At 46.7% G+C, this 25,529-nt stretch carries 27 protein-coding genes and 1 tRNA gene; 17 read left to right on the forward strand and 11 right to left on the reverse strand.

Annotation, left to right across the window (positions count from 1 at the left end; genetic code table 11):
* Window positions 1-14 precede the first annotated feature (14 nt).
* Genes GC098_RS36210 through GC098_RS36225 form a run of 4 tightly spaced genes read left to right on the forward strand, consistent with a single transcriptional unit; the run spans window position 15 to window position 5,301 of the window.
* The gene (locus GC098_RS36210; RefSeq protein WP_171649176.1) at window positions 15-1,292 is read left to right on the forward strand and encodes a metallophosphoesterase family protein; all 1,278 of its coding nucleotides are present in this window, start codon (window positions 15-17) and stop codon (window positions 1,290-1,292) included.
* Window positions 1,289-4,522: an AAA family ATPase gene (locus GC098_RS36215; RefSeq protein WP_171649177.1), complete on the forward strand. Its 3,234-nt coding sequence runs from the start codon at window positions 1,289-1,291 to the stop codon at window positions 4,520-4,522. Before GC098_RS36210 ends, GC098_RS36215 begins: the two co-directional genes overlap by 4 nt.
* A 26-nt stretch (window positions 4,523-4,548) precedes the next feature.
* Window positions 4,549-4,827, forward strand: a complete 279-nt coding sequence (locus GC098_RS36220) for a hypothetical protein (protein WP_171649178.1) — start codon at window positions 4,549-4,551, stop codon at window positions 4,825-4,827.
* Window positions 4,828-4,863: 36 nt separating this feature from the next.
* Window positions 4,864-5,301, forward strand: a complete 438-nt coding sequence (locus tag GC098_RS36225; protein ID WP_171649179.1) for a hypothetical protein — start codon at window positions 4,864-4,866, stop codon at window positions 5,299-5,301.
* On the opposite strand, the gene GC098_RS36230 is transcribed toward GC098_RS36225, so the two are convergent.
* Window positions 5,233-6,273 carry a YkvI family membrane protein gene (locus tag GC098_RS36230; RefSeq protein WP_171649180.1) on the reverse strand — a complete coding sequence of 347 codons (1,041 nt, stop codon included), beginning with the start codon at window positions 6,271-6,273 and terminating at the stop codon, window positions 5,233-5,235. The genes GC098_RS36225 and GC098_RS36230 overlap by 69 nt on opposite strands.
* A gap of 141 nt (window positions 6,274-6,414) precedes the next feature.
* Here GC098_RS36230 and GC098_RS36235 point away from each other — a divergent pair, with 141 nt between their 5' ends.
* On the forward strand, window positions 6,415-7,020 hold the full coding sequence (locus GC098_RS36235; protein ID WP_171649181.1) for a DedA family protein: 606 nt from the start codon (window positions 6,415-6,417) through the stop codon (window positions 7,018-7,020).
* 81 nt (window positions 7,021-7,101) lie between these two features.
* On the opposite strand, the gene GC098_RS36240 is transcribed toward GC098_RS36235, so the two are convergent.
* Window positions 7,102-7,818, reverse strand: coding sequence for a hypothetical protein (locus GC098_RS36240; protein WP_171649182.1), 717 nt, complete (start codon window positions 7,816-7,818; stop codon window positions 7,102-7,104).
* A 268-nt stretch (window positions 7,819-8,086) separates the two neighbouring features.
* Between GC098_RS36240 and GC098_RS36245 the strand changes: the two genes are divergently transcribed.
* Both GC098_RS36245 and GC098_RS36250 read left to right on the forward strand, forming a co-directional pair.
* A complete protein-coding gene (locus GC098_RS36245; RefSeq protein WP_057306883.1) occupies window positions 8,087-8,656 on the forward strand; it encodes a xanthine phosphoribosyltransferase in 570 nt (189 codons plus the stop codon).
* Window positions 8,657-8,736: 80 nt separating this feature from the next.
* Window positions 8,737-9,063: a hypothetical protein gene (locus GC098_RS36250; RefSeq protein ID WP_171649183.1), complete on the forward strand. Its 327-nt coding sequence runs from the start codon at window positions 8,737-8,739 to the stop codon at window positions 9,061-9,063.
* A gap of 100 nt (window positions 9,064-9,163) precedes the next feature.
* Here GC098_RS36250 and GC098_RS36255 read toward each other — a convergent pair whose 3' ends face one another.
* Window positions 9,164-9,481 carry a hypothetical protein gene (locus tag GC098_RS36255; RefSeq protein ID WP_171649184.1) on the reverse strand — a complete coding sequence of 106 codons (318 nt, stop codon included), beginning with the start codon at window positions 9,479-9,481 and terminating at the stop codon, window positions 9,164-9,166.
* Window positions 9,482-9,634: 153 nt separating this feature from the next.
* Here GC098_RS36255 and GC098_RS36260 point away from each other — a divergent pair, with 153 nt between their 5' ends.
* Both GC098_RS36260 and GC098_RS36265 read left to right on the forward strand, forming a co-directional pair.
* Window positions 9,635-9,898, forward strand: coding sequence for a hypothetical protein (locus GC098_RS36260; protein WP_376774060.1), 264 nt, complete (start codon window positions 9,635-9,637; stop codon window positions 9,896-9,898).
* Entirely contained in the window at window positions 9,888-10,658 is a 771-nt protein-coding gene (locus GC098_RS36265) for an adenosylcobinamide amidohydrolase (protein WP_246359157.1), read from the forward strand. Before GC098_RS36260 ends, GC098_RS36265 begins: the two co-directional genes overlap by 11 nt.
* A 28-nt stretch (window positions 10,659-10,686) precedes the next feature.
* Here the strand turns inward: GC098_RS36265 and GC098_RS36270 are convergent, their stop codons facing one another.
* Complete coding sequence (locus GC098_RS36270; protein ID WP_171649186.1) at window positions 10,687-10,866, reverse strand: hypothetical protein; 180 nt, start codon at window positions 10,864-10,866, stop codon at window positions 10,687-10,689.
* A gap of 149 nt (window positions 10,867-11,015) precedes the next feature.
* Here GC098_RS36270 and GC098_RS36275 point away from each other — a divergent pair.
* The 3 genes from GC098_RS36275 to GC098_RS36285 all read left to right on the forward strand — a co-directional run bounded on the left by GC098_RS36275 (window position 11,016) and on the right by GC098_RS36285 (window position 13,753).
* A tRNA-Leu gene (locus GC098_RS36275) sits at window positions 11,016-11,099 on the forward strand.
* A 150-nt stretch (window positions 11,100-11,249) separates the two neighbouring features.
* Window positions 11,250-13,022, forward strand: coding sequence for an eCIS core domain-containing protein (locus GC098_RS36280; protein ID WP_216625550.1), 1,773 nt, complete (start codon window positions 11,250-11,252; stop codon window positions 13,020-13,022).
* Between the two features lie 77 nt (window positions 13,023-13,099).
* The gene (locus GC098_RS36285) at window positions 13,100-13,753 is read left to right on the forward strand and encodes a Bax inhibitor-1/YccA family protein (RefSeq protein ID WP_171649188.1); all 654 of its coding nucleotides are present in this window, start codon (window positions 13,100-13,102) and stop codon (window positions 13,751-13,753) included.
* Window positions 13,754-13,832: 79 nt separating this feature from the next.
* On the opposite strand, the gene GC098_RS36290 is transcribed toward GC098_RS36285, so the two are convergent.
* Window positions 13,833-14,075 carry a hypothetical protein gene (locus GC098_RS36290; RefSeq protein ID WP_171649189.1) on the reverse strand — a complete coding sequence of 81 codons (243 nt, stop codon included), beginning with the start codon at window positions 14,073-14,075 and terminating at the stop codon, window positions 13,833-13,835.
* A 164-nt stretch (window positions 14,076-14,239) separates the two neighbouring features.
* On the opposite strand from GC098_RS36290, the gene GC098_RS36295 reads away from it, so the two are divergent.
* The 3 genes from GC098_RS36295 (at window position 14,240) to GC098_RS36305 (ending at window position 15,578) form a co-directional block, all read left to right on the forward strand.
* On the forward strand, window positions 14,240-14,521 hold the full coding sequence (locus GC098_RS36295) for a hypothetical protein (protein WP_171649190.1): 282 nt from the start codon (window positions 14,240-14,242) through the stop codon (window positions 14,519-14,521).
* 79 nt (window positions 14,522-14,600) lie between these two features.
* Window positions 14,601-14,798 (forward strand): YqzE family protein, encoded by a 198-nt coding sequence (locus tag GC098_RS36300; RefSeq protein ID WP_171649191.1) that lies wholly within the window; start codon window positions 14,601-14,603, stop codon window positions 14,796-14,798.
* A 129-nt stretch (window positions 14,799-14,927) separates the two neighbouring features.
* Entirely contained in the window at window positions 14,928-15,578 is a 651-nt protein-coding gene (locus tag GC098_RS36305; protein WP_171649192.1) for an SGNH/GDSL hydrolase family protein, read from the forward strand.
* Window positions 15,579-15,614: 36 nt separating this feature from the next.
* Here GC098_RS36305 and GC098_RS36310 read toward each other — a convergent pair whose 3' ends face one another.
* The 3 genes from GC098_RS36310 to GC098_RS36320 all read right to left on the reverse strand — a co-directional run bounded on the left by GC098_RS36310 (window position 15,615) and on the right by GC098_RS36320 (window position 19,481).
* Window positions 15,615-16,565 carry a hypothetical protein gene (locus GC098_RS36310; protein WP_171649193.1) on the reverse strand — a complete coding sequence of 317 codons (951 nt, stop codon included), beginning with the start codon at window positions 16,563-16,565 and terminating at the stop codon, window positions 15,615-15,617.
* Between the two features lie 124 nt (window positions 16,566-16,689).
* Window positions 16,690-17,694 carry a YqhG family protein gene (locus GC098_RS36315; protein ID WP_171649194.1) on the reverse strand — a complete coding sequence of 335 codons (1,005 nt, stop codon included), beginning with the start codon at window positions 17,692-17,694 and terminating at the stop codon, window positions 16,690-16,692.
* Window positions 17,691-19,481, reverse strand: a complete 1,791-nt coding sequence (locus GC098_RS36320; RefSeq protein WP_171649195.1) for a DEAD/DEAH box helicase — start codon at window positions 19,479-19,481, stop codon at window positions 17,691-17,693. The genes GC098_RS36315 and GC098_RS36320 overlap by 4 nt, the downstream gene beginning before the upstream one ends.
* 567 nt (window positions 19,482-20,048) lie before the next feature.
* Here GC098_RS36320 and lipM point away from each other — a divergent pair.
* Window positions 20,049-20,888: an octanoyltransferase LipM gene (gene lipM / locus GC098_RS36325; RefSeq protein WP_171649196.1), complete on the forward strand. Its 840-nt coding sequence runs from the start codon at window positions 20,049-20,051 to the stop codon at window positions 20,886-20,888.
* Between the two features lie 101 nt (window positions 20,889-20,989).
* On the opposite strand, the gene dat is transcribed toward lipM, so the two are convergent.
* Entirely contained in the window at window positions 20,990-21,820 is an 831-nt protein-coding gene (gene dat, locus GC098_RS36330) for a D-amino-acid transaminase (RefSeq protein WP_171649197.1), read from the reverse strand.
* Window positions 21,821-22,241: 421 nt separating this feature from the next.
* Here dat and GC098_RS36335 point away from each other — a divergent pair, with 421 nt between their 5' ends.
* Complete coding sequence (locus tag GC098_RS36335) at window positions 22,242-24,872, forward strand: adenosylcobalamin-dependent ribonucleoside-diphosphate reductase (protein WP_171649198.1); 2,631 nt, start codon at window positions 22,242-22,244, stop codon at window positions 24,870-24,872.
* Between the two features lie 189 nt (window positions 24,873-25,061).
* Here the strand turns inward: GC098_RS36335 and GC098_RS36340 are convergent, their stop codons facing one another.
* Window positions 25,062-25,211, reverse strand: a complete 150-nt coding sequence (locus GC098_RS36340; RefSeq protein WP_171649199.1) for a hypothetical protein — start codon at window positions 25,209-25,211, stop codon at window positions 25,062-25,064.
* Window positions 25,198-25,529, reverse strand: a 332-nt coding sequence (locus GC098_RS36345) for an alpha-L-fucosidase (RefSeq protein WP_171649200.1), incomplete at its 5' end; no start/stop codon positions are given. The genes GC098_RS36340 and GC098_RS36345, both read right to left, overlap by 14 nt.

The raw sequence follows: 25,529 nt of genomic DNA on the forward strand, positions 1-25,529 counted from the left end.
AAGGCGTTAGAGCGATGAAACGACTGCGGTTTATGCATGCCGCCGACCTGCATCTGGACAGTCCGTTCAAAGGCATGTCGGCGCTGCCTGAACGGGTTCGTGAGCGAATACGAGAATCAACGTTTGAAGCGCTCAAGGAACTCGTGGCTTTAGCGATACAAGAGCAGGTAGATTTTGTACTCATTAGTGGGGATGTTTATGATTTATCCGATCGTTCTTTGCGCGCTCAAATTCGCTTCCAGAAAGCACTGGAGCAATTAGCTGAGCAGGGAATTCCTACTTACATTATTCATGGTAATCATGACCCGGAGGATGGACGTGCCGCGAAACTAGATTGGCCGGCAGCAGTCCATTTTTTTGCGTGCGATCAAGTGGAGACGATTAACGTGGAAAAGCCGCATCGCGGCGTCATTGCCCAGATTCATGGCATTTCGTATCGAAGCTCGGCGGTAACGGATAATTTAGCTGTTAAATTTAGAGCAGGCCGAGAAAACGTCTGTCAGATCGGCCTATTACATACGAATGTCGACGGTGATCCCGGTCATGATAATTATGCCCCTTGCAGCAAGCAAGATTTGCTTGAAGCGGGTATGAACTACTGGGCGTTAGGCCATGTACATACGAGGAATGTGCTTCATCAGCAGCCAGCGATTGTTTACCCAGGGAACCTGCAGGGTCGAAGTATTCGGGAAACAGGACCACGCGGGTGTTACATCGTCGATATGTCTGAGGATGGACGAGCTGAGCTAACCTTTCATGCGTTGGATCAGGTTCGTTGGTTCCTAGAGCGGCTGTCTGTGGCAGGCATACAGACAGAGCAGGAATTGAAAGACCGGCTCGGAGAGCAGCTTGAGCGGATTCGGACAGAGGCGGACGGGAGAGATGCCGTCGTCCGTCTTGTTCTGGAAGGGCGTAGCGCGGTGCATAGCTTGCTGCGTAAAGGGCGGGCTCTACAGGAGCTGACCGCCGAGCTGCGTGAGGATGAAGCCGAGCGGAGCCGCTTCGTCTGGGTGGAATCGATCGAGGACCGAACGGCAAGTGAGCTCGACCTCGAGGCCTTACAGCAGGAGAAGAGCTTCCTTGGCGACCTCCTGCGGTATTCGGCTGCGCTGCAAGTCGACGACGAAGCGCTTGCTTTGTTTGCAAGCGAGGCATTGGCCGCGCTGCAGAGCTTGCCGCAAGCAGCCGGTGACCCGGCTGCGGCGGAGCCTGAACGGCTGCGCGAGTGGCTGCGCGCCGCACAAGAATTAGCCGCGGACCTGCTGTCCGCGGATGGGGGGGGACATGGATGAGAATCGTATCCATGCAGGTTCAAGGCTTCGGCAGCCTGCGCGAGCGGCAGCTTGATACGGACAGCCCGCTGGTGCTGTTCTACGGCGCCAACGAAGCGGGCAAGAGCACGCTCATGGGCTTCGTCCGCGCGGTGCTGTTCGGCTTTCCGACTCGTCAGAGCCGGTTGGAACGATATGAGCCGCTGGGCGGCGGCGCCCATGGAGGCGCGCTAACCCTGCTCGATGAGCAGGGTCAGCTCATTCGCGTCGAGCGCTATGATGCGCCCGCCGCAGGCGGCAAACGAGCCTCTGCGGGGCTCGTTAAGGTCACCCTCGGTGATGGCACCACCGGGGGCGAAGACCTGCTGAACACGCTGCTGGGCGGCCTATCGGCCGACCTCTTCCGCAGCTTGTTCGCTTTCGGTTTAACCGAGCTGCAGGAGCTGCGCACCCTGCAGACCGACGAGCTCAGCGGCTATCTGTATAGCGCTGGGCTTGGTGTGAGCGGCTCGGCCATCATGGAGGCCGAGCGCAAGCTGACGGCGCAGGCCGACGGCCTATACAGACCCCGCGGGCGCAATCAGGAGATGAACCGTCTCCTGAAGGAACTTGAGGGTCTGGAGCAGTCGCTGCGCCGCAGCCGGGACCCAGCAGCCGACTACGATCGGCTGCTGGCGGAGCGCCGCTCCGCGGAGGAGCGCATTGCTGCCCTGGAGGGGCAGCAGGAGTCGCTGCGCGCGGAGCTGCACAAGCTTGGCCTGGCCGGCAAGGCGCGCAGCGGATGGATCCGCTTGCGCCAGATCGGCCAGGAGCTTGCGGCGCTGCCTGCGCTGGCGGGCTTCCCCGAGCATGCCTCGGCGAGGCTTGATGCGCTCGAGGCAGAGCTGGAGCGCATCCATGCAGAGCGCGCTCGGCTCCTGCTGAGGCAGGAGAGCCTATCGAGCCAACTGCGCGCCATAGAGCTTGTGCCAGATCTGCTCGAGCATCAGATCGAGCTGAATCATTGGCTGGAGCAAGCAGCCACATATGAAGAGAATAAACGCAGCGTGGATCAAATGCGTGTGGAACAGGAGCACCAACGCGCGCAGGTAGACAGGCTGCTTAAACAGATAGATGTTCACTGGGAGGAGACAGATTTAGCCTCTTTCTCGGTAACGATTTCCCTGCGTGAACAGGTACGAGCTTACAAGGGACGGTTTCACAAGTGCCAAGAGAGTGAGCTGCGCGTCAGAACAGAGTTGGAGAGTCTGCAGCAGCAGGTCATTCGTGTCCATGAAACGGTAAGGAGCTTGGAATCCGATTTACATAAAAGCGGGGTAAGAACAGATGGTTCAGCCTCTCCCGGTTGGGGAGGAGCAGATCCATCTTCCACCTTGCAGAAAATAGCGAGAGATTATGCCAGGTGGCAGCTGCTTGTGAGAGAGCTTGCACATCAAAAAGAACGCGATGCTGTGGAAAACCAGTTCCAGCTTAGTCTGGAAGAAGCAGCGAAAGCTGGCAAAACGGCCTCACGGAGACTACGTCAACGCATCGTTGTCATTACCGGCCTATTGGCCGTCTTGACGCCATTATTGCTGTTATGGCAGGGCAGCTGGGTGGCGGCTCTCTGTGCCTTTCTTTTATTTGCTGGTGCTGCGCTCTATTTGCTTGTTTCTGATCGTGCGGAGACAGAGAGTCGCTCTTCACGAGCGATGACTTCATCCCCGATCAGGGATGAAAGTCTGAGCGATGAACTTCGCTTGCTGGAGCGCCGCCTGCAAGAACAAATCCAGCCTTTTGCCCAGCAGCAAACGGGCTATGTTGAAGCTGCGGCAGCATCTGCTATCGATTCTCTGAAGCCGGGCCGTTCCGCATCAATTTCTCTTGAGGTACTCCAGCCTCAACTAGATGCATGGATGCGTGAAGCTGAACAAAATAAACAACAACGCAGCGAGCAGCTTCGTAAGCTAGAGAAGCTGCAGGATACGAAGGAGATGCTGCAATCTCTTCGGCAGCAAGAAGATCAGCGCAGTGGATATTTCGAGCAGCTTGTGATGGAGTCAGATCAGCTCCAGTCGGATTGGAGTCATTGGCTGCAATCGCTGGGACTAAGTACACAGTTATCAGCCGACGCCCTGCTAGAAACCATCCAGACGATTGAGCAAGGGCAGGAAAGTCTTCGTCAGCTTCATAAGCTGGAGTCCAAGCTTGAGACATTAGTAACAAGCATCGATCACTACGACAAAACAGTCGGTTCACTCCTTCGGCTTTCACCAGCGGTACGTCAAGAGCCCGTATTCGCGCTCAAACGCTGGAAAGAACAGGAGCAAGAACAGGTGAAGCTGCTTGCGGAGAAAAAGCATGGCGAGCAGCTATATTCGGAAACCGAGCAAGAGCTGCAGCTTCTACAGACCAACGAGCAGCGTACTCAAGGCCGTTTGGACCAGCTTTTACAGGAAGCGTCAGCCTGTGACGGTGAAGAACTGCGTATTCATCAGAGAGAGCAAGAAGAACGCAGAAAACTGACAGAAGAACAAACATTGCTGGAATCCTCGCTCGAAACGTTACTTAGCCGCTCATTACTTGCCAGCTACACCGAGCTTTTGGAAACCCATGGAGAAGAGGATATCGCACTTCAAATGGCATCTCTCCAAGGACAATTAACCGATGCCGCCCATGAAACGAATGAACTTCGAGAGGTTGTTGGCAAGCTAGCGGGACAAATTGAGAAGCTGGAGCAAGGATCGGAACAGGCAGATCATCTTCTCCAAGCTGAAGCTTATCGAGCTACCATACGACAGCAAGTAGATCAATATGCCGTAGCTTCCTTCGCCTCTCTGCTTATGAAGAAAGCCCGCGATGTTTATGAGCATGAACGTCAGCCCGGCGTGCTTTTGCGAGCATCGGATTACTTTGCGAAGATGACGAACGGTGCATTCACCCATGTCAAAGCACCATTCGGAGAACAGCGTTTAGTGGCAATACGAGCAAATGGAGAGTCGCTTGATACGAGTCAGCTTAGTCGGGGAACGGCAGAGCAGCTCTACTTATCCATGCGTTTCGCACTCGTCGAGGAGTATGCTGGAAAGGCTATTTTACCGCTGGTGATGGACGATATTCTCGTCAATTTCGATGAGGAACGGATGGAGAGCTGTTTGCGTGTTCTTGCAGACTTAAGCAGCAGGCATCAAGTTCTGCTCTTTACCTGTCACGGCCACGTGCGAGATGCGGCAGCGAGAGTAATTCCTGGAAATTGCTTAATTCGTTTGTAGAAGCGTGCACAATGGAGGAATCGAAAGTGGAATCAGGAAGCGATAAGAAGAAAGACCATCGGGAAATCACTTATCAGGTCGGATGGAAGAAAGGGAAGATCGAATGGAATGAAGGGGCATCGGAAGCTTTAGCGGTCAAATCATCCATGGAAGATGAGGGTCATGATGGAGAAAAGCGTCTCCAGCTGTTTTGGCTCCCAGCCATGAGTCTTCCAAGTTGGCTGCTTCTCCCCTTACTTTATTCGCTTCCCGTCTTCTGTTTTCTATTAACGCTTGTTCTCATTTATGGGTTGCGTCATGGCTAGCAGCAAGTAAGGATTGAATGAAGGGGGATCAGCTTTATGAACATGCTATTAGCCATTATAGGTGGCCTGCTGGGCCTTTTTGTAACAGGGGTTGCTATATATACAGCTTGGATGGTTCATCAGCTTTGGAAACAGCAGGCGGCAGCCCCAAAACCAGCAGGTCAGGTGGAGATTGCCGTCAAATACTTTTCCAAATGGACGGTCTTTGATTACGCGGTCATTTTATTATTTATCATTGGGCTTTTACTATTGGTAGCCGAGTTATTTGCTGTTTGGCGAGATCAAACGGTTATTGCCAATTTCCATTTCTCCTACCTGCTCACAGGAATCATTATTTCTGCTATGGGCATGCTTCTGTTGTTTGTACGATTGGTTGTCGTTCTTGGTTTTATTCAGTCAGGTGCCTTACATCGCACGGTTACGGTTGCGCCAGATCATCAGAACGAGCCAGACAACACTGATAAAGCCGAATAAGGGATACAAAGCGGAAAGCAGTATTTTGAAACCAATTTGACTTATCACGTAGCTTAGCGCCAGGATACTGATCAGGATAACCTTCGGGTTTAGTTTCATGCGCTGCTGAAGCTGCTGGGACAAGCCGTAGGCGTCAGCAATAAAGGTTGTGAAAATTTCACCGTATATAACGAGTAAATAAGCAACTTGCGGCACGGACCCAAGTCGGGTAATAATATTTCCCATTGGGATTTCGAATTGTGCAATACCTGGCATTTGTGCAGAGAGTGCGTAGTGTGCTGATAATAGAAGCAGACCAATGCCTGCACCGCCAAGCAGTCCGCCCCAGTATAGAACAGATCGATTTTGAATAGATGCTCCCATCGGAACGAGCACGGCTTGGGCCATCGCTAAGTTAAAGGCGGTATAGAGGAATGGTGCGAACCATATTTTTTCTAGTGGATCATCGCTTGTAATGCGCAGCCAGTTTCCTGAAGATGGCGAATGCCATGTATAAATGACGATGACTAGGCTGAAGAGCAGCATGATGGGGACGACGATTGAATTCACGGTCATAATGGCGCCAATTCCGCGGGACAATACGAAATAGGCGAGCACCAATGTCACGAAGAGTCCTGTTTGGTAAGAGAGGTGCAGCTGTTCCTCAAATACCGTTCCGCCTCCGGCGAGCATGACGGTTGTAATTCCAAATAGAACGATCATCATAAACAAGCTAATGGCGTTACCGATTCTTTGGCCAAAAATGGCACGATTCAAATCCTCATAAGATGCGGCTTTTAGATCATGAGCCATCAGCATGAGTTTAATACCAATCCATATGAAAAGTATGCTGGATAAAGCAATCGTCAACGTGGCGAGCCAGCCGTAACGTGTGAAAAATTGCAGGATCTCCTGTCCAGAAGCGAACCCTGCTCCAACAACCGTTCCAATGTAGGTAAAGGCAACACGGACGATCTGTGAACCTGTTCGCATAGATTGCCCCGCTTTCTTTCGTTTGATATAGTACAAGGTATGTTCGTGATCCCATGCGCATGACTGGAACTTGGGGCAAGCTGTCGTTTCTGCTAAAATGGGAATGAATAAGACGAAGTACAATGCGGGAGTGAGTTTTTTGTGAAGGAATTTCTATATGATTTCATAAGTCATTATGGATATATTGCTTTATATATTTTGCTATCTGCCGGAATCGTTGGGGTACCCGTACCAGATGAAACCCTAATGGCTTTTGTGGGTTCGTTAACGGCACCTGGAGGTCCCTTTGATTTTGGAACAACGTTAATTGTAATTTACGCAGGCACGATGACAGGGATGGTTGTTAGTTATTTAATCGGTCATCGTGTGGGAAAACCCTTTCTTTACCGGTATGGCAAATGGTTCAAACTAACACCGAACCGGATTGAGCGGGCTGAAGGCTGGTTTAAGAAGTATGGGCTCTGGACTGTTTTCTTTGGGTATTTCGTGCCGGGGGTTCGTCATTTCACCTGTTATTTGTCAGGCGTAAGCGGGGTCAAGTTTTATAAGTATTTGTTCTTCGCGGGTACAGGAGCACTGCTGTGGTGTACAACCTTTTTAACATTAGGGCATTTTATTGGCAGTAACTTGGAGGGTTTATTCCAATTAATACATAAATACATGGGAATAAGCTTAATGACTATAGCGGTTATAGCCATTATTGGAACAGCCCTTTACTTCCGATTCCGGAAGCGGAGAGCGGTTTGATTCCCAGACACATGAAATAAGACCATGAGTGTCATCCTATAAGAGGAGCATTCATGGTCTTATTTTTGTATTCTTTGTGAATTAATGGTTAGCGAAAAGCTTAATCGATTGGATGGTGCTCTCATTCGGATCAATATCGAGCTTGAGCAGTGTTCCTTGCGACTTGTAGGAGAGAACATAGGTTGAATTAGTGTCCGGTTTGCCTAAAATTGCAATTGCATCTTCCACTTTCTGACCGAGTCGCAATCCGCGAAGACCTGGATCAATCTCCGTGGAATGTACGTCAACGAACTCAAGAACATCCTTCTTATTGAAGCCTACGGAGAAATCCGTGAAGTCATAGACTTGAATGGCGTCTTCATCTGCATCCATAACGAATTGTTTCTTCGCCTTCCCAAAACGTTCGAGTACAACGTCCTTACTCGTTCCGAGCTTCAAGCCCATCAACGTTGGTTTCTCCTGTTGATACGCATCCTCTGCTTTAATCTTCGGCTTGGCCGTTGGCTTCGCACTTGTAGATAATTGCGGGATATCGGTTAAATCCGTTTTGGACGTGCCAGCAACTTGTGCCTCGTGCTTGGCCGTGTCTTCCGGTGTTGGTGAAGGTGCTGCCGTCGCAGTTGATACTACGATCGCAGGGGGTGTGGTAACTGGACTCAAGCTATTTTGTACATGGTTAGTTGGATCTATAGTAGGCTGTCCGGAAGGAGCAGATGACTCTTGGCATCCAGCTAACAGTAATGAAGCAAATGCTACTGGCACAATGCCAAGCATGATAGGTCTAAGCAGGTTGTTCATCGTCATCTATCCTTTCTGCCGAATAATTGGTTTGAAAAATGCAACATTACTAATCATACTGTTTTCTAGTTCTATTTCAATGCATCAAGTTACCCAAATGTGAGCAATTGTAGACAAATTTCAAAATGCTGAACCCTATATACATATAGACACCTTATACAGAGTAAAAGTTTCACTTCAAACAGGGATAATCACAAATTGGGACTTGAAACCTACTTCATCAATATGGTAACTTACTCATAATAGACAGGTTTAGGGGGCTAGAATCATGGAATTGTTAAAACAGCGGATCCTAGAGGTCGGTGTAGTCGTATCGGATCAAGTGCTAAAGCTGGATGCCATACTGAATCATCAGGTTGATCCTGTGCTCATCATGGAGATGGGGAAAGAATTTGCAAGATTGTTTAGAGAAACGAAGCCTGATAAGGTGCTTACCGTAGAATCGTCAGGTATTCCGATTGCCTATACGACAGCTTTACATCTTGAGGTTCCCATGATATTTGCACGTCGGAAGAAGACGTTGACCATGGATCAAGATACATATAGTGAACGTGTACCTTCCTTTACCAAAGGGATTGTTACGGACATTATGGTATCCTCTCATCTGCTTCACAAAGGCGAGCGTGTTCTGCTGATCGATGATTTTATCGCAAATGGAGACGCAGCACGCGGATTAATTCGTATCATTGAAAAAGCAGAAGCTGAACTTGTTGGTGTCGGTATTGCGGTAGAAAAATCATTCCAAGCTGGTGGAAGCTCGATTAGAGAGCGTGGAATTCGTGTGGAATCTTTAGCTCGTATTTCCTCACTGGCGAATGGCCAAATCACTTTTAACTGATTTTACAATTTGTTCATGTCTTCCCTCAAACCGATTTATCCTTTATAATGAGTACATGGTATGAGAGGAGGCTGACATCTATGGGTATCGATAATGGTTCCATTGAATATTTCATGACAAAGCTTGGGGAAGCCAAAACACATTTTGAACGTGCGCTAGATTGTAAACATACAGAGTTTGATGATCTGTATCCGTATATGATCGAACACCCTCAATTTTTCTGGTACAAACGATATGTAGCATGGTCCGAGTTGTTAACAATTGTAAAGCTCTGCACCGAACTGACAATCGAGTGGGAACAACATTTCTCTGCCGCACAAGTGGAGTATATTCAGAAGCGCGTAATGTCTAGCAAAGTCCTTGATTTCTGGTACGAGACGAATGATTCGAAGGAACATGTTAGTTAATTTATGCCCATATAAGGAAAAGGCCAATGGATCCGAAGAGGATTCGTTGGCCTTTTTCTATGATATAAAATGATGTTGGTTTCGTGGTTTAAGCTTGGACTCAGACTCCATTTTCCAAAATGTTCATGCTTTCAATATGCCTTTTCGTTTGTTCAGAACCGAGCTTGTGCAGGGTTCGATATACTTCAGTTAAATAATAATCGTATTCCTGATTGACCTCATTGGAGTAATAAACTTTCCAAGGAAGCCATGAAGTTGCGTAGCTGCCTTGTGAGGAGTTATCGGTTTCCTCGAAAAGCTCTTGAAGCTTATCAATTTCTTCTTCGGTTGCTGAGATCTCGAATTCGAAATTAAGTGCTCCTTTGTCTTCCAGAACTTCCCCCGTGCCAACGTTGATGTAGTACGTTTTTTTATCCACTATAGAACCTCCCATGGAGTAAGTTTGCTTTTTTGTGTTAGCTTTGTTTCGTCATTAGTTAAGTTAACCTCAGTAAAGCGGTTTTATGTAAAGTTTGATCTAAATGCGAATTGGTGTATGCTAAAGAAGTACATATGAAATGTTGGAGGTACGATGATGATATCTGAAGAACAGCTTGATCAATATAGAGTTGAGAGTACATTATTGCGTGTTATTCGGGATGTCAGCCCAACGAATGATGTGCGTGGAATCGTAGTTGCTTGGGATGATGAGAGCGTGTTAATTCGCAAAAAAAACCGCAAAGTAGTCAAGCTCGCACGCAATTATATCTATCAACCATACGAGAACGAAAGACCTCCTGAATTCATGCTTCCACAGGATCCCATCGAACCAGATGGCGTTTCTGATGACGAATAAGGATGCATGGATAGGATCCATGGAGGTTCCTATCTCTGGTATTCGAATGGACTTGGTTAGTTCTCACCAAAGTACTTACTTGCGGATTTGCAGCGAAAATCCGCTGCGTACGCTGAATTCTTCGCCGTGGGGCGGTGGATTCGGCACGCATAAGGTGATGATGAATCGGCAGGTGGACAAGCTGTATAATGAAGCTGATCCGCTTCGTGAGATGGACGAATTCATCCGGCGTGAGGGTTTGAATCCCCAAGAAACAGCGGGTATGCTGACCGCGGCGAAGGTAAAGGACGTTGGCTACAGCAGCTTAACCTGGGAAACGGGCGAAGACGGTGATATCAGCGAATTCGGCCAGAAACTTGCGATGAAGCCAGTGCATGAGCCCCTTCAAGTTTGCTCGTGGGTTACGGTGGGGTTGGGGAATAAAGCAAGAGCAGGAGCTGAACTCCCTGCGGCTTCCTTTTACCCTGGAACGATTAACACGATTGTCGTTATCAATGGTTGCTTAACCGATGCGGCCATGGTTAATGCTGTCATTACGGCAACTGAGGCCAAAGCTGCAGCTCTACAAGCATTAGGTATCCTCGTTGAGGGTCAGCCTGCGACAGGAACGACAACCGATGCCGTACTTATTGCTTCAACGTGCCGCGGCCAGACCTACCGTTACGCAGGTACAGCGACGGCGTTAGGTTACTTGATCGGAAGAACGGTATACGAAGCTATCATGTATTCAGGTCAATTGTATGAACAAACGCCCTACTAATCCGTGTGGATAAGTAGGGCAATTTTAGTTAAGTTCTACGGAAAACTCCGTAGGCAGCTGCGGTTGCAATGGATCCTAGTCCAGATTCATCCTCATCTTCACTTTTGTAGTTCGGATCATGCACAATGGCTTCAGCTTCACCTTCTGTAAGGTGCCTTTGATTGCCTGTATATTTCGGTTCCAAAGCGTTGATTTCTTCCTCATTCATAGGTCATTCCTCCTTTGCGAATAGGGTTAGGAGTGAAGGGAGGAATTATTCACGAATTGTAAAAAGTATCGTTGACTAGCTCTCATTTCCCATGTTATATTAAGTTTTGTCGCAGCTAATATGACTTCGTTCATAGAGCAGCCGTATACGCGATCATGGCGGAATTGGCAGACGCGCACGGTTCAGGTCCGTGTGGGCTTACCCCCGTGGAGGTTCGAGTCCTCTTGATCGCATACCAAACAAAAACCAACCCTTTCAGATACGTCTGAAGGGGTTGGTTTGTTTTTAAGAAACCCTGTTCGTCTTTTTCCATAATATGTTACAATAATTTGAACCCTTACATAAATTGATTTATTCATTTAATGATAAAGGAGTGTTTTCTAATGCACGATCATCCATCAAAAGTTACGAATAACTCGATACATAACACGGATCAAGGCAAATCATCGCATAACCCTGCGGGCCCTAAGACACTTTCTTATATGATGCAGCTCCAAAAAACGATTGGAAATCGCGCTGTTGCGCAAATGATGCAGATGCGAGACCCTCTACAGAAGAAAGAGACTCCTCCGTCAACGGGGAGCAACCAGACGGGCATGCCAGCAAATTTAAAATCTGGTATCGAAAACCTTGCTGGACTGTCTATGGACGATGTCAAGGTGCACTATAATTCTTCTAAACCTTCCGAGCTCAATGCTTTAGCTTATGCACAGGGCAGTGATATTCATATCGGGCCTGGACATGAGAAGCATCTGCCACATGAAGCTTGGCACGTTGTGCAGCAAAAACAAGGCAGAGTGCAGCCCTCTAGACAATTCAAAGGTACGGATGTGAACGACAATCCCGATCTGGAACAAGAAGCTGATGAGATTGGGGCTTTGGCGGAATTGAATAGGAACGAGATACCTGAAGCAGGTGAAACACCAAGTGCAGCTACTCCGTTAACCCCGCCAACTTCTTCATCTAACGGGACTGCACAGCTTTTTGCGGACAAGCATAATGAAGATAGATTGAAAGATGCTCGTACAGCTTCGGGCGTACAAAAAATGCAGCTGGATCATTCCGTTTCTCAAGATACGATGAAAAAACTAGATACCAATATCCAGAAATTAAAGCTTGCGATGACACCTGCCAAAAATTTATTTACGCAAACGAAAGAAGCCTATGACCGATTCATGGTTCAAAGTGGTGACATGGATGAAGCCGCGACACATGCTGGTAATTTGAGAACCATGCTTCTTAATTTGAGAAATAATATTACGCCAGGATTTCAAGAAACAACAGGCAATCCTGGCTCGGGCTTTGATCCTCAAATCGAAATGGATGGAGAAAACTCGGTGCAAAACGAGCTTAGCGCACATTTATTGAAGCTGGATACGAATGCGCGTAAGCTGGAGAGACTCCCTATCCCTTATCAACATGAGGTTGTTCGTATAGAAAGCTATAATAAAAAGCTGGATGATGAAATTGCCAATACACTAGATGCAATTACGGAGAGTCTAGCCGCAATTAAAGATGGGGATAAACCCAAATATGATCCAGACATTTGGTACCGCAATGGCGAGGGCGCAAGTGATAAATACGTGAAGCGCGTTGGGGCGGAATGGAAAGATGCCAAGCCTGATAATTTAGGTGAAGAGGAGGGTCAATATCCTACACTAGCAGAAACGGATTTTGAGTGGGAGTTCAAACTTCCTAATTTTAAAATCTCTGATAAAAATACGGAATTAAATGATGAGAATCAAATTGAAGGAGAGGATACCTACGAGGAAGATATGGATGTCTACGTATCGGTGAAGATACCCGTTAAGTGCTGGGAGCATATTTATGACCGACATTATATACCGACCTTTAAGGGAGACGTTCAGGCGATTAATACTTTTTGGAAAGAAGACCCTCTAACTGCTATCAGTGCTGAGCTGCTGGAGCCAGAGATTAATCTGCTGTTAGACCGAAAAATCAATTTGCGAAATATGATTAACAATGAAAATATAACAGAAAATGTAAATGAATTTGTCAATCAATTATTTTTCCAAGGATCCATTGGGGCAACCTACTCTTATGGAGCGTTTACGGTGGACGCTGTTCTCAAATCCATTGCTCCCCAAGATTCAAATTTGGGATATGGTATTGAGCCTAATGTTTTGAATTCATAGGTGTATAGCGGCTTTCATGAAAACTAGGTATAATACATAGTATAGATTGTACATCATTACAAAGGGGCTGATGTTTCATGGATAGAACGATTACAGTTACACATTCTGGTAGTTTTGCTCATGTGCTTCAAACGTTTGCTATTTCCCTGCTAGTTTCCTTCTTAGGGACATTGATCGGTGCAATTGTCGTTCCACCGTCGATGATTATGCTTTTCATCATTGCTGAGGTAGTCATGCTGGTGGCAGCAATCATCATTCGTGTTCGCGGCAAACATATCGGATACGGCTTTCTTTATGCATTTACTGCGATTTCAGGGGTTACTCTGTACCCAGTTATTATGGCGTATGGTGGTATACTGGGTGCAAAAGCTGTATCTGGCGCGTTCTTCGCGACTGCAGCCATTTTCGGCGGACTTGCTTTCTATGCTCATCGTTCGCAGCGTGATTTCAGCTTTTTAGGCGGCTTCTTGTTTGCAGGAACGATTGGGCTTGTGCTCATGAGTGTGGTCGGTATGTTCGTTAACTTTGGTTCCGCGATGAATCTAGTATGGTCGATGATCGGAATCTTGATATTCAGTGGTTGGGTTCTCTACGATGTGGCTCAATACCGAAACGGTGTATCCGCAGAAGAGGTTCCACTCGCAGCATTAAATATTTATCTAGATTTCATTAATCTCTTCTTGTATATCTTGAAGTTCCTAGCCTCAATTGTAGGGTTAAACAGGGATTAAACAGATCGTCTGAAACATCAAAAAGCACTATCGTATCTCACCCTAGGGTGGGAATCGAAGGTGCTTTTTTTGTTGAAAGCTATCTTAGGAGATCGAGCTCAGGCTTGATCTGATCTTGTACGGAATGAAAATAGGAGATATCTCCGCGGAAGCTTCGATTAATTTCGAGCAGAGTATGCAGGATTTGGATGAGTTCAGCATGGTTCAATCGAACGATGGCTGTCTCCTCCTGCTCGGTTCTGCTCAATCTCACCTCGAGTAGATGATTGGATTCGTCCATTTGAATCTCTAGCTGCTCCGTCAGCAGCATCTGTTTCCACATCCAAGCCAACACCTCTCTCTCTACTTGCTCTAGTGTATGCTTGGATAACGTGAATAGAAGTGTAAAACTAAGCTATGATCAGTGGATTTTAAAGAAACAAGCACGATTTGCTTTCTCAGTTCATACAATTTAATGATCCTATAAGGGGAGAGAGGAGATGACCTATGGCGGCTTGCAGCACATGGACGTATAGAGGGATTTCGTCTTCGGTATTCAAATCCTTACAACAAGTCGGCAGAAAGCAGGGCTTTACGATTCCTAATGCAGCACAAGGCAAGTTCATGATTACGGTGGTTGGCATGAATGTCGGATTCCAATATGCGTGGGATACAAACGCTCATACCTTGTTATTGCAGTGTGATAATAAACCGATGCTGCTCGGTTGCAGCACGATTAAATCTTTTGCAGACAAAATTATTGCGGAGAGTGGCGGCAAACTCGGTTAATCCCCTATTTCCACCTGTCTTTTGCAAGTTTAAGCTCCTATCTCTGTGGTTAAAATAGGGATAGAAGGCAGGTGGACATATGGCAAAAAGCGATGATCTGGTTAAGTACATAACACAGCAAGTCGTCACGTATATAGAAACACCAAGGGAAGTTCGACAGCAGGTCAAAGCCATAAGCAAGGAACAGCGGGAAAGCTGGCAAACACGCTGGTTCGGCATGCTGCCGCTGGCCACACGTATGCTGATTGATCAGGCAAAACCCAAAAAGGTAAAATAACAAAGCCTCTTCACCTATAATCGGGAGATTTACTTCATCCTGATGATTGGTGCGAGAGGTTTTTTTGTTTGTATATCGAATATAGTCAGGGGACGAACGTACTACCAAAAATTGGGGGAAGAAGTCATAATGAAACTTGAAAAAAACAATAAGCTTGTCATGATTGGTGATTCCGTTACGGATTGCGAACGATCAAGACCGATTGGCGAAGGATTATTCGGAGCTTTAGGTAAAGGCTATGTTTCTATCGTGGACGGGCTGATCAATGCAACGTATCCAGAGCTTCAAATTCGTACCGTTAACGTGGGTACCAGCGGCAATACCGTACCTGATCTTAAAGCCAGATGGCAAACGGATGTCATCGATTTGAAGCCGGACTGGTTATCTATCATGATCGGTATTAATGATGTATGGAGGCATTTTGACGTACCGCATCAAAAGGAAAGGCATGTGGGCATTGAAATTTATGAAAAGACGTTAAGGGAGCTAGTCGAACAGACACGTCCTCTTGTCAAAGGGCTTGTATTGATGACACCCTTTTACATAGAGCCGAATCCTCAAGATGCCATGCGTTCCAAGATGGATCAATACGGGGCAATCGTGAAACAGATAGCCGAAGAAACGGGCTCCCTTTTCGTGGATACACAAGCGGCTTTCGAACCTGTTCTTCAGGCATACTACCCTGCCTACATCGCTTGGGATCGTGTCCATCCGAATAACGTTGGTCATACCATTTTAGCTAAAGCTTTTCTTAAAGCTATTGATTTTACTTGGAAATAATGCGGAAAGCCTTAGACCAGCGGTCTAAGGCTTTTTTTACGGAAAAATATGTCCTAACTTTAAAGCATTCTCCAGCAGCACATAACGTGGTCCAACATGATCTAAGGTCAGGTAGGTATCCCCAGATACCCATTGTTGATAACCCAGAATGGCCAGCGGCAGCGTGACTTGACCATCATAGAGCTCTGTGACATAAGTTAACTTTGCTTGAGGGTTCAAAACCTTTTGGAGTTCACTTAGTTTGGTCACCGGAAGCGGTTTTCCTTGGACCCATGGGAGTCGATCATAAGGATCAAAGGCGGGATATAACGCCGTTTGAGCTTTGCTCGACAGATCGGTTGCTTCTGGGTGATCCTCAGTTATCCTCGGGATAGGGTCCTCTTTGAGCGGGAGCAGCTCCCCTGATTTGGCATCCAAATAATAGGTTTGGTCTTGGAGAATTATTTTCCACACAGCGGTTAGTTGGTCCATATAAAGTCGGTCTAAAATAATCGTTTCATTTTGAACAAAATCAGAGTAAGAAGTAGTAGTTGGAATGAGTTCCTGCTGTACCAAAGAACGGTACAGCGTGGTCAAGCTGAATAGCGGATTGTTCCCTGTTCCGTATTCGGTTAATCGGAAGGACCCGTTCTCAGTGGCATGTACGATCATGTAGCCAACATCCTGTCCATGATCGGTGAGGATAACCACCCAGCCATGTGTGCCTGGCCCGAGTGGATAACTGTTCCAGACTGCCGTCTGCCAGCTTTCGAAACCAGATTCTCGAGCGAGAGTTGTTCGCCATGTGTTGATCGTAGCGGTCAAAGAGGATTCGCTCCGCAAATCTGGTAATGGCTTTGTCTCTGTGTTAATAGCTATTGTTTCCCTTGCCGTCTGCGTATAGCTTGTCCGTTCTACGGAGTCACCTGCAGAGGTTTGGAGCGGTATGAATAATAAACTGCCCACACTAATGAAGCAGGCCGCCGTCCATGTTGTCCACAGCTTCATCCTCGTTCACCTACCTATCGTTAACCTCTAGTGGTATGAACCTATTAACCTATTGTAATTCTTATGCCTTAAAAAGATTGTTAGAACCTGTAGTGTTAATTTTGCGATGTTTTAGCGACTGAAGTCAGTTCCTGGGTGTTCGTCCAGCGTTCAAATGAAACAAACCGCAATTGATGACAGATACGACAATACGTGGTTTGTGCTGCCAGTCAATCTCTTGCAGGCGGTTGCGGCATTGGGTTTCGATTTCGTCTCTTTTGTCAGGCTCTGCGCTCAGCAGGAGACCGTTGTAATAAGCTTCCACACGATCGATTTCGCTGCGGTGCTGCTCGTTAGCTTCATCGGCCCAAGTATGATCATATGCACTAACTTTACGCTCGAGCATCATTTCTAGGGCGTTAATGGCTTTCGGCAGTGAAATCGTGTCAGGTAAAATGTGACTATTCGCAGGAAGCTTAGGAGAGAGGCTCTTGGTAAGCATATGTTTATGAAAATGTTCCCGAACTTCGCCGCTATTCAGATGAATAGCGAGAGAATGAATCTCGCTCCGTTTGCGGTCGCAAGCAAGCTCTACCTTGTAATTCACGCAGAACCAGGTGTCATAGACAAGTGGGGCATGATAGGTAGCACTCATTGGGAATGGTTCCTCAAACAAATGAACGAATCGACCGCGCTCACGGACAATAGTGAACATTTGCTCCAAACGTCTACTGCCGAAGGTCACTTCGTCCTGTGGAAGCCGCTGGGAGATGACTGTTGTAGGTACGAAGCCGAAATAGCGGCCGAGAATGCTGTCTGAGTTTCCGTCAGGTGGCTGGGGAGCTTGACTCTGGCCCTGGCCCTGACTAGGCGCCCCCACATTAGGTGGGCTTTTGACAGCTGTTGCCGTGGTCTTCGCTTTAGTCTCTAGCTTCATCTGTTCAGGATCGAAGATGAACTTATAGGTCATCGTTTCGGCAGCAGCCCCTGTTCGTTCGACGAAGCTCCAATAGTAAGGGCGACCTGTCATCTCTCTGTCTGCTTCAGGAGAAAGCTTTGCGGTGACGTATGTTGGTGATTTCTCTAAAATCGTGCAGTTATAAGCTTCAAGAAAACGCATGACGAACGTGTGAATGTTGCGTTTGTTCATGGCCTTACCTCAATGTTTTGCGTGCCGCCAACAGCATCAAGAATGCCTTGGAAAGCTGCCCCGTATACTGGATTTTGTTCAATTTCCGATTTGACCTCGGTAAACGAATGACCTAGCTCATCGATCTTTCTGCGTATATCTTCGCTTGAGCCTGCCTCCATGACCATGCGGAACAACGATGTTTCGAGTGAGCCTTTTTTCTCGATTTTCTCAAGGATGGTATCGAGTTGGCCGATAACCAGCTCAAACATATTGATTTTCTCGTGCAGCAAAGAAAGAATATGCTCTTCAATCGTGTTTCTGGTTGATAGGTTATAGATGTTGACATCATGCGTTTGTCCGAGTCGATGTACACGGCCAATTCGCTGTTCAACCCGCATGGGATTCCAAGGTAGATCGAAATTAATCATGTTATGACAAAATTGTAGATTAATCCCCTCGCCGCCAGCCTCAGTTGCCACAAGGACTTGTACACGATTGCGGAATAAATCCATCATCCAATCTTTTTTACCGCGATTCATACCGCCTCGATAAGGGACGGCTGTTATTTTATGCTCCTTCAAATAATTGAGAAGATATTCTTGGGAAGCGCGGTATTCGGTGAAAATGATGACTTTATCATTAATATCTTGTACAAGCTTCATCGTGGTCTCTGCTTTGGTGTTCGCTTTAATACTGCGAATCAGCTCAACAAGCTCCCATATTTTGGCGCGTTGCGGCGAGTCCTCAGCTGTTTTCTTGAACAAATTGACGAGCGTAATGAATACGGCATCCCGAGAACTGCAAACTTCGCGCTGCAGAGTGATAAGCGAGAGCATACTGCTGAGATCACCAGCACTCTCTTGGTACCTGGTTCGAACGAAATTCGTTACCCCATCGTAGAGTGCCTGTTCATCATTCGAGAGCGTGAGAGGAATATTCCGAACAACCCTTTTCGTATAATGAACACCGCCGTCGCCGCGACGGTTGCGAATCATAACCTTGGATAGCTCCTGTTGAAGCTGACCCTCGTTTTTCGGGATCCTTTTGCCAACCACATAATTGGTTTTGAAGCTGCTATGAATCCCAAGTTGACCTGGTTTGAGCAGAGTGATGAGATTGAAAAGCTCTTTCAGGTCGTTCTGCACCGGTGTGGCGGTGAGCAGTAGGCAATATTTTTTTCGCAGCTCGTTCACGAAGGTGTAATTGGTCGTTTTCTTATTTTTGAGCTTGTGCGCCTCGTCGACGATCAGCATGTCATATTCAAGACCCATGACAATTTCGCGATGCGGATCACGTTTGGCGGTGTCCATGGAGGCAACTATGACGTCGCTTTGCTTCCACATATAGGCTTTTTTATGAGCAACAGCTGGAATGCCGAATTTGCTATTCAATTCCCGGACCCATTGCAGCACAAGGGAAGCGGGTACGAGGATGAGCGTTTTGCGGACCAAGCCGCGGATCATGTATTCTTTTAAAATCAAACCAGCCTCAATCGTTTTCCCAAGCCCAACTTCATCGGCCAAAATAGCCCGACCACGCATCTCGTTAAGCACTCGTTTCGCTGTATCAATCTGATGAGCCATAGGTTCAAGCTGCCCCAGATGAACGAGGCACTGCATCTCGTCAAACGTAGAAATAAGCCCCGATTCTTCCGATTCGTAGGCTAGCTGGTACAGTGTCCAGTCGTCCCAAGGACCACCGCCGCGCACACGATTATCCAGCTCAGTAAACCAGTCCCTCTCAAAGTGCATATCAAGCTGATTATGAATGGGGCGAATGTTCTCTTGCTGTTCATGTTGACGCATCGATGTGCCCTCCTTAAAGTTTTGCGTAGGAAAACTATCTTCGTAAGAATGAGCTGAGTTTACGTTAAAAAATTGAGAGTAAAACAATACTGTGTTTCAGAGCAGGAAAATAGCTCCAAGTTCACTAGTTTTACGTCGAATACGTGTTAGTATGTCCAGAAGAGGCGCTTTCATAACTTTTCCTTGGAAGTTGATGTGAACTGTATCGCAGATACAAGTCCACTAAGTGGCGTGAAACCTGAAATGATGTAAAAAGTACATCAAATTCAGCCTGTAGCAGCGTATTTGAAAGAAATGCTGCAAATACGGCTAATCTGGCAATTACTGCTCATTTCGCGTTGGAACTCGGATATTTGCTGCACAAAACGTCTAATTATAGCTCCACGTGTGGAGGTTTGATTACTCTGAGTAGCTAGCTTTATGCATTTGGAGTTATATGTACTTGTTTCGGATATCATTATCAAACAGCTTGGCACTCCACCGACACTAACATCGTAAGTATGTATGATTTTATGATATGATATAGGTTGTCTTCGGATAGCAAAGTGGGAAAGGGTGCAGAAAGAGATGACGACATGGCGATTCATACATACAGGAGATCGTTCTCCTGCTGAAAATATGGCATTAGATGAAGCAATATTGACCGCCCACAGTGAAGGAATCGTTCCTCCAACAGTGCGTTTCTACGGGTGGAATCCGGCAACGCTGTCGATTGGCTACTTCCAAAAGGCATCGGAAGTCGATCAGGAAGCGGTAGCAAAGGAGGGAATTGGCTTCGTGCGGCGCCCAACCGGTGGGAGAGCCGTGCTGCACGATAAGGAATTGACGTATAGCATTATCGTTGCCGAGGATTATCCAGGCATTCCGCGTAATGTGACAGAAGCCTATCGCGTGCTGAGCGAGGGGCTTTTGCAAGGATTTCGGGCGCTTGGGCTGGGCGCAGAAATGGTGCAGCTCGCGAGTGATGAGGAGAAGGAGAAGTATGCATCCGCCGGATCAGCGGCCTGCTTCGATTCCCCCTCATGGTATGAGCTGGTTGTTGAGGGACGTAAAGTCGCCGGCAGTGCGCAGGTTCGGCAAAAAAATGTCGTGCTGCAGCACGGATCCATCCTGCTCGACATGGATACCGATCAGCTATTTCGGATGCTGCGTTTCTCCAACGAGAAGGTTGCGGATCGGATGAAGACGAGCTTTTTGAAGAAAGCTGTTGCGATTAATGAGCTGCTTCGGGCGCAAGGGAAAGAAGCGGTAACACTCAGACAAGTGGAGGAAGCGTTTCGTCGTGAGATCGCGCTGGGGCTTGGCGTGGAGCTTGTTGAGGAATCGCTAACTCCTTATGAAATTGAGCTTTCTGAGCAACTTGTGCGTGAGAAATATGGCACGGATGAGTGGAATTTGCGTCGTTAAGCGAAAGTGCGCGTGAAAGTGCAAAAAAGCACAGACCTTTCTAAGAAAGGATCGTGCTTTTTTTGTTTAGGCATTTGGGACATCATATATTCATTCAAACATTATTGGGCAAAAGTACGTTCAAACTCACTCTGCAGACTGCGAGTAATCGGACCCGGCGCGCCAGTTCCAATTGCTTTGCCATCAATTTGTAAGATAGGTGTAATTTCCACGGTAGTTCCCGTGATAAAAGCTTCATCAGCCAGCAGAAGCTGCTCTGCCGTAAAGGGTTCTTCTTTAACTGTGATTTCATGTGAGTGAGCTAATCTCAAAACGACAGCCCGAGTAATACCATGAAGAATCAAATTGTTAGCAGGGTGCGTGTAAAGCACGGTATCCTTGATCATCATCAAGTTAGAGGCGCTGCATTCTGTGACAGTGCCACTACGATGCAGCACGACTTCTTGCACCCCATGATCGAGTGCTGCTTGTTTAGCCATGACATTTGGGAGAAGATTGAGCGTTTTGAGATCACATCTCAGCCAGCGGATATCCTCCAACGTGATTGCGTTAATGCCATTATGTATCGTAGCGATGGGTCTGCGCACCTCTGTGCAGTAGGCTAGCAGAATGGGCTCGACTTGAGCAGGGAACGGATGTGCCCGGGGAGCTTCGCCCCTGGTGATTTGCATATAAACAGTACCCTCATTAAGACCATTCTTTTCAATAAGCTGTGTGAGAATATGACCCATTTTTTCAATAGTAAAAGGTAGTTCCATCCGTACTTCACTAGCGGTTCTTTGGAGTCTCTGCATGTGAGCAGCTTGCTCGTAAATTTTCCCGTTATATACTCGGAATACTTCATATATCCCATCTCCAAAATAGTATCCACGATCATCTGGTGAAAGAAGAACGTCCTTCTTGTTGACGAATTCATTTTTAAAGAAATACATATCCAACATCTCCTCAAGTGTTTTCTTATGAAAACTAGCATTAAAAGCTTTTACTTGACCATTGAAAAATTATCGAACAAATGTTCTAAAAAGGAATGAAATATGGTATCCTAAGTAATAGGTTAGCAGAGGATTTAACGATCGTCAAAACGATCTGCATGACTTAACACATCTTGCTAGGTTGAATATTATATTTGGTTATTCTGGGCGCGAAAAAGAGAGAATTAGTAAGTAAGGATTAGCTAGTATGATTAAGGGTTGTCTTAATAGCGGAATTTGGTTCTTTAGTTATTAGAAGATCAATATATAGTGAGGTATAATGGATTTCGCACACCACATATTGTAATTTTACATAAACTTCATAAAGTAACTTTAATTTTAGTTGTAGCTGAATCTGTAGCTTATTGGGAGGGACTTATGCATGGGGATTGTAGAGTCGAATAAGAGGTTGGATGGTTTAAGCGAGAAAATATTTTTGGATCGTTATGCACTGAAAAATGCAGATACGAGTTTCGCCAAGGTGGGGGATACTGTTCTCGTTTTGACGAAGGATGACCCCAAATTCCCAGCCAAAGAAGTTGGAGAAATTGTGAGTCGTGTAGGCGATACCGTTAAAGTAAAAACACGGAGCGGTGAGACTGTTGAATCCGCAGTTGAAAAGCTCACTTTAAATATTGAGAAGACACCGGAAGAAATGTGGGACCGCTTGGCAGGTGCAATGGCATCCGTAGAGGCAACTCCTGAGAAACGTAAAGAATGGACAGATAAATTCAGATACATCCTTGATGATTGGAAGCTTGTACCAGGCGGACGTATTGCTGCTGGTGCCGATGCAAGTGATGAACTGACCCTTTTTAACTGCTATGTTATTCCGTCACCACACGATAGCCGAGGCGGAATTATGAGTACACTCTCGGAAATGACAGAAATTATGTCACGCGGCGGTGGAGTCGGTATCAATCTGTCTTCGCTTCGTCCACGCCGTTCCGTTGTGAAAGGTGTTAATGGATCATCCAGCGGTGCTGTTTCTTGGGGAGGTCTTTTTAGCTATACAACAGGCTTAATCGAACAAGGAGGCAGCCGTCGCGGAGCACTTATGCTTATGATTAATGACTGGCACCCTGATCTTGAGGATTTCATCACTGTGAAGTCAACGATGGGTCAAATTACGAATGCAAATTTATCCGTTTGTGTAAGCAATGGATTTATGAAAGCCGTTAAGGAAGATCTCGAGTGGGAGCTTGTTTTCCCGGATACGACGGATCCTGATTACAATGATAAATGGGATGGCAACTTAGATGCTTGGAAAAAACTAGGTAAAGCCGTCAAGCCTTATCGTACTGTACGAGCACGTGATGTTTGGCATACAATCATTGAATCTGCTTGGAAATCAGCTGAGCCGGGCGTCGTATTCTTGGAATACTACAACCAAATGTCCAACAGTTGGTACTTTAATCCGATTATTTGTACGAATCCATGCGGGGAGCAGGGGCTGCCGGCTTGGGGCGTTTGCAACTTATCCGCTATTAATCTATCTAAGTTTTATGACGTGGAGAATCATGATGTGGATTGGGCAGATTTGGGCAAAGTGGTTCGTTATTCGACTCGCTTTCTCGATAATGTTATCGATAAGACACCTTATCATTTCGAAGAAAACCGTACGAATCAACAAGGCGAGCGCCGTGTAGGTTTAGGTACTATGGGCCTTGCTGAGTTGATGATTAAATTGAAAATTCGGTATGGAAGTCCGGAATCCTTGGAGTTTTTGGACGAGATTTACGGTTTTATGGCTAGAGAAGCCTATCTGGCATCGGCTGAAATAGCCGGTGAAAAAGGGTCTTTCAAAGAGTTTATTGAAGATAAATTCCTCGAGAGCGGCTTTATGAATAACATGACCAAGGTATTCCCTGAAGTTGGCGAAGCGATCAAGGAAAATGGTATGCGTAATGTGACAGTGATTACCCAGGCACCTACAGGAAGTACAGGGACGATGGTGGGTACATCGACGGGTATTGAACCTTACTTTGCGTTTGAATATTTCCGTCAAAGCCGTCTTGGTTTTGATAAACAATATGTGCCGATCGCACAGGAGTGGAAAGATGCGAATCCGGGTCAAGAACTGCCGGACTACTTCGTAACCTCCATGACATTGACTGCAGAAGATCATATCCGAGCGCAAGCTGCGATTCAGACATGGGTGGATAGCTCGATCTCCAAAACAGCGAATTGTCCTGCAGACTTCACTGTGGAAGAGACGAAACACTTGTATGAATTGGCTTTTGATCTAGGTTGTAAGGGGGTAACCATCTACCGTGATGGCAGCCGTGACGTGCAAGTATTGAGTACTAGCGCGGAGAAAAAGGAAGAGAAGAAAGCAGAAGCAGCTCCAGTGGCTGTTGCCGCGGAAGCCGTGAAAGAAGCAGATAGCTTTACTAATCTATCAGGCAAACTAGCTGTAGATGTGGATGCGAAGACGGAGCAAGTATTCGATAAACAATACAAACGCCGTCCGCAAATTCTACGCGGTGCAACATATAAAGTGAACACACCATTCGGGATGGCGTATATCACGATTAATGATATGAATGGTACGCCGAGTGAAATCTTCCTCAATGTAGGAAAAGCAGGATCCGACGTGTTCGCGATGTCCGAAGCACTCGGTCGCGTGTGCTCCTTGTTCCTGCGCTATGGCGATCACGGCGATAAAGTGAAGCTGCTCGTGAAGCACTTGAAAGGCATTGGCGGCTCTGGCGCCATTGGCTTCGGCAACAACCGCGTCGAGTCTATCGCAGACGCGGTTGCGAAAGCGCTCGAGCAGCACGACGAAGTGATGAACGAGCAAGACGACGCGCGGAACTACGTGACCGCGACGAGTGAAGTGCTGGATGCGCCAGCACCAGCACCGGTAGTGGCCGCGGGGCACACGGGTCATGGCGGTAGCGCGGCTAGCGCCGCTCCGAAGGACCTGTGCCCGTCGTGTGGATCCGCTTCGCTGGTGAACAGCGAAGGGTGTAAGAATTGTGTCAACTGCGGATACAGCAGATGTTCTTAGGATTGAGCCAGGGCGGAAGCCCTGGTTCTTTCTTTTTTGTTATTTTTCATAAATAACTGTAAATGTTTCAAAATTTGTTGTAGTTTTTGTTTCATTAAAACCATTATGCATAAAAGTGTATAAATATACATCAGAAACTAAAAAAGAGACAGTGGCCATTATCCAATCCACTGTCTTTTTTTTATGTGTTTATGTCCTATCATCCCATTTTTCCTTAGGTACTTTGATAGAAATCTTTTTCTCATTTTGTTCGAAAGGAACCGTGCAGCCGTCCAGTAATTGGCAACGTACGATTTTCTGCGGAATCGCCGGTAAAGACATGTTATCAAAAACTGGCATATTTTGAACATGCAAATATAGATGGTTTCCCTTGCAGGTCATACCATAAATATGGTCTACCGGCTCGAGCGGCCCCCCCCTGGGTCCCGTAAATGGCTTCGCCGTTTTTCCTCATGAAGGCGCCGATTTGCTTTAAACGCTCTACTTGGCTTGCAGGTATTTCCCCTTCCGGATCAGGAGCAACATTGAGCAGTACATTTCCTCCGCGGACAAAACAATCGATCATTAATTTGATTTTTTGCTCAAACGGCAGTACCCGTTCTTCAGCATCATAGGACCAATGATAAGCGATGGTGAAACATTTTTCCCAATCGATAG

It is taken from the genome of Paenibacillus phytorum (assembly GCF_013141715.1).
Lineage (GTDB): Bacteria > Bacillota > Bacilli > Paenibacillales > NBRC-103111 > Paenibacillus_E > Paenibacillus_E phytorum.